The sequence below is a fragment of the Pseudomonas sp. genome, from assembly GCF_037994325.1.
In the GTDB taxonomy this organism is placed as follows: domain Bacteria; phylum Pseudomonadota; class Gammaproteobacteria; order Pseudomonadales; family Pseudomonadaceae; genus Aquipseudomonas.
In genome coordinates this window covers 1-2,883 of record NZ_JBBNAH010000626.1, presented here as the reverse complement: position 1 = coordinate 2,883, position 2,883 = coordinate 1, and the positions used below count along the sequence as shown (strand labels likewise).

The window sequence follows — 2,883 nt, the reverse complement described above, 5'->3', positions numbered from 1 at the left end:
ACGATCAGGTGCAGAAACAGCCAGTAATCTTCGACGTTTAAACGGGCATCGGCCGGTGGGTCGAGCAGCGGCGCCATTTCGTTTTCAAAGCGTTCGAACAGCTCCATCACCAGCGGCTCTTTGCCGTGGAAGTGGTAGTAGAGATTGCCCGGGCTGATTTCCAGCTCGTTGGCGATTTCCAGGGTGGAGACGTTGGGTTCGCCCTGTTGATTGAATAACTGCAGGGCGCATTCAAGGATGCGGTCGCGGGTTTTCATCCATTCTTCTTATTTGGCAGCCAGTCCATGGGCCGACGTTAACTGGCCAAGCGCCGCCTGGCCAGTGTTGTTAGCAACCGCGCTTACACCTCGTGCACATACGTGCCTGGCGCGGCCTGCATGGGCGGGTAGTTTTGGTTGCCGATGGCCAGCAGGGTTTCCCGTTGTTCGCCCGAGCGCGCTTGAATCCACTCCATCCAAACCGGCCACCAGCTACCGCTGTGCTGCTTGGCGTCGTAGTACCAGGCGCGCGGGTCGGAGGTGAGTTTGCCGTTTTCGAAGAAGTTGGCTTTCGGGTTGCTCGGCGGGTTGAGGATGCTTTGGATATGCCCGCTGTTGGACAGCACAAAGCGCCGGTCGCCCCCCAGCAGCAGGGTGGAGCGATACACCACATCCCACGGCGTGATGTGGTCGTTGATGCCGGCCACGCTAAAGCTGTCGACGTTGACCTTCTGCAAATCAATGGGCGTGCCACAGACTTCCAGGCCACCCGGACGGGTGAGTGGGTTGTGTTTGAAGAAGTCCAGCAGGTCGCCGTGAAAGGCGGCGGGCAGACGGGTGTTGTCGTTGTTCCAGTAGAGAATGTCGAACGCGGGCGGTTGTTTGCCGAGCAGGTAGTTGTTGACCCAGTAATTCCAGATCAGGTCGTTGGGGCGCATCCAGGCGAACACTTTGGCCATGTCGCGGCCGTCGAGTACGCCGTTTTGGTAGGAGCGGCGCTTGGCCGCTTCGAGGGTTTTTTCGTCGGCAAACAACATGGCCGGGCTTTCTATTTCACTGTCCAGCAGGCTGACCAGGTAGCTGGCGCTGGAGACCTTGCGCAGTTGCCGTTTGGCTTGCAGATGGCCTTGCAGGGCGGCAATGGTCAGGCCGCCCGCGCAGGCGCCGATCAGGTTGACCTCTTTGCTGCCGGTGATGGCGCGGGCCACGTCGGTGGCCGCCTCCAGCGCCTGTACATAGCTCGACAGCCCCCACTCGCGATGGCGGGCATCGGGGTTGCGCCAGCTCACTACAAAGACTTGCAGGCCGTTTTTTAGGCAGTACTGCACAAAGCTCTTGTCTGGGCTCAGGTCGAAAATATAGAACTTGTTGATTTGCGGCGGCACGATCACCAGCGGTTTGGCGTACTGCTTTTCGCTCATCGGTTTGTACTGAATCAGCTCCAGCATCTCGTTGCGAAACACCACCGAGCCCGGCGTGGTGGCCAGGTTGCGGCCGACTTCGAACGCCTGCTTACTGACCTGGCGGGGCATGCCGTTGTTGTGCAGCAAGTCATCGTAGAGATGGCGCATGCCTTTAAAGATGCTGGTGCCCCCGCTGTTAAGCAGCTCTTTGATCGCCAGTGGGTTGAGCACGCTGTTGGACGGCGCCAGGGCATCGCCCAACAGGGTAGCGATAAAGCGCGCACGGGCACGATCATCCGCAGGCAAATCGCTTTCTTCGATCCAGCGGTTAAGTTGCTGCTGCCAGGCCAGGTAGGCCTGCAGGCTGCGGCGATAAAAGGGGTTGAGCTGCCACGTGGGGTCGGCAAAGCGGGCGTCGTTGGGGTTGTGTTTGTGCAGGGTGTCGCCGATCAGTACGCGGCCTAATTGGCCGCCCAAGGCCAGCGCATGTTTGGCGCTGTAAACCGGCCGGCGCAGACCTTGAATAGCCAAGGTGCGCACGGTGCTCAGCAGGTCACGGCCGCGCAGGCCCATCACCGCGTTTTGCGCATTCATGGGATTGGCCGGCTTGGTTGTCACCGGGTTGGAAATAGATTTGTCTCGCATGTGGCAACACTCCGTCGTCAAACCAGCAAGGGACTCAACGTCAAATTGGTACAGAGCAAGGCTTGTACCAAGGCGCGCCGGAGGTGCATTCCAGACAACCGCGCAAAAGACAACAAGGGATGTGCCCAGCGCCCTAATGGGTCAGGCGCGCCTGCTTCGAACTAGATCAGTGCGCGCTGCCGAGCTGTAGTTTTTTCAGTGATCGCGAGCCGGCGTGGGTGTCGGCTGTGGGTGCATCACTGCACGTTGGCGTTCCTCTTGTAAGAATTTCATGATGATTGGCGCCACCGCTTCGGCGCGCGTAATCAGGAACAGGTGACCGTCGTCGATCACGTGCAGTTCCGAGTTGGGAATTCTCCAGGCTAGCAGACGCATGTTAACCAGGGGGATTAATGGGTCATCGTCGCCGGCCAGCACCAAGGTCGGTTGGGTGATTTTGTGCAGCCAGAAAATACTCGTCCAGCCCATGCCGGCAAACAGCTGCCAGTAGTAACCCAGCTTGCCGGAGGAACGTACTTTGCTCGCATGGGCCATGGCCAGGTTGGGGTCGCGACGAAAGGCGCCGCCGTAAATGTCCGGGGCAATCTGCACGCCGTAAGACGGTTGCACATAACGCCGTGGACTGGCCATGCGCCACAGCACTTTCGGTTTGCCCGGCACCATCACCGCACCGGCCGAGGTGGCGGCCAGCACCAGTTTTTTGCAGCGCTCGGGGTAGTCGTGGGCGAACTGTTGCGCCAGGGCGCCGCCCCAGGACACGCCAATGGCGTTGACCTGACCGTAGTCGAGGTAGTCGAGCATACGTGCTGCCAGCTTGGCCAAGCCGGGAAAGCGATAGGGCTGGCTGGGGGTGGAGG

General features: G+C 59.9%; 3 protein-coding genes. All 3 read right to left on the bottom strand.

Going from position 1 to position 2,883, the window contains the following annotated elements; all coding sequences use genetic code 11:
* On the bottom strand, positions 1 to 257 hold a 257-nt coding region (locus tag AAAB16_RS20645; protein WP_340665015.1), incomplete at its 3' end, for a TetR/AcrR family transcriptional regulator.
* Between the two features lie 83 nt (positions 258 to 340).
* The gene (gene phaC / locus AAAB16_RS20640; RefSeq protein ID WP_340665014.1) at positions 341 to 2,026 is read right to left on the bottom strand and encodes a class II poly(R)-hydroxyalkanoic acid synthase; all 1,686 of its coding nucleotides are present in this window, start codon (positions 2,024 to 2,026) and stop codon (positions 341 to 343) included.
* Between the two features lie 195 nt (positions 2,027 to 2,221).
* Positions 2,222 to 2,883, bottom strand: a 662-nt coding sequence (gene phaZ, locus AAAB16_RS20635) for a poly(3-hydroxyalkanoate) depolymerase (RefSeq protein ID WP_340665013.1), incomplete at its 5' end; no start/stop codon positions are given.

Coding starts and splice junctions, on each gene's coding strand:
- phaC (WP_340665014.1), bottom strand. CDS start 2,026: ATGCGAGACAAATCTATTTCCAACCCGGTGACAACCAAGCCGGCCAAT.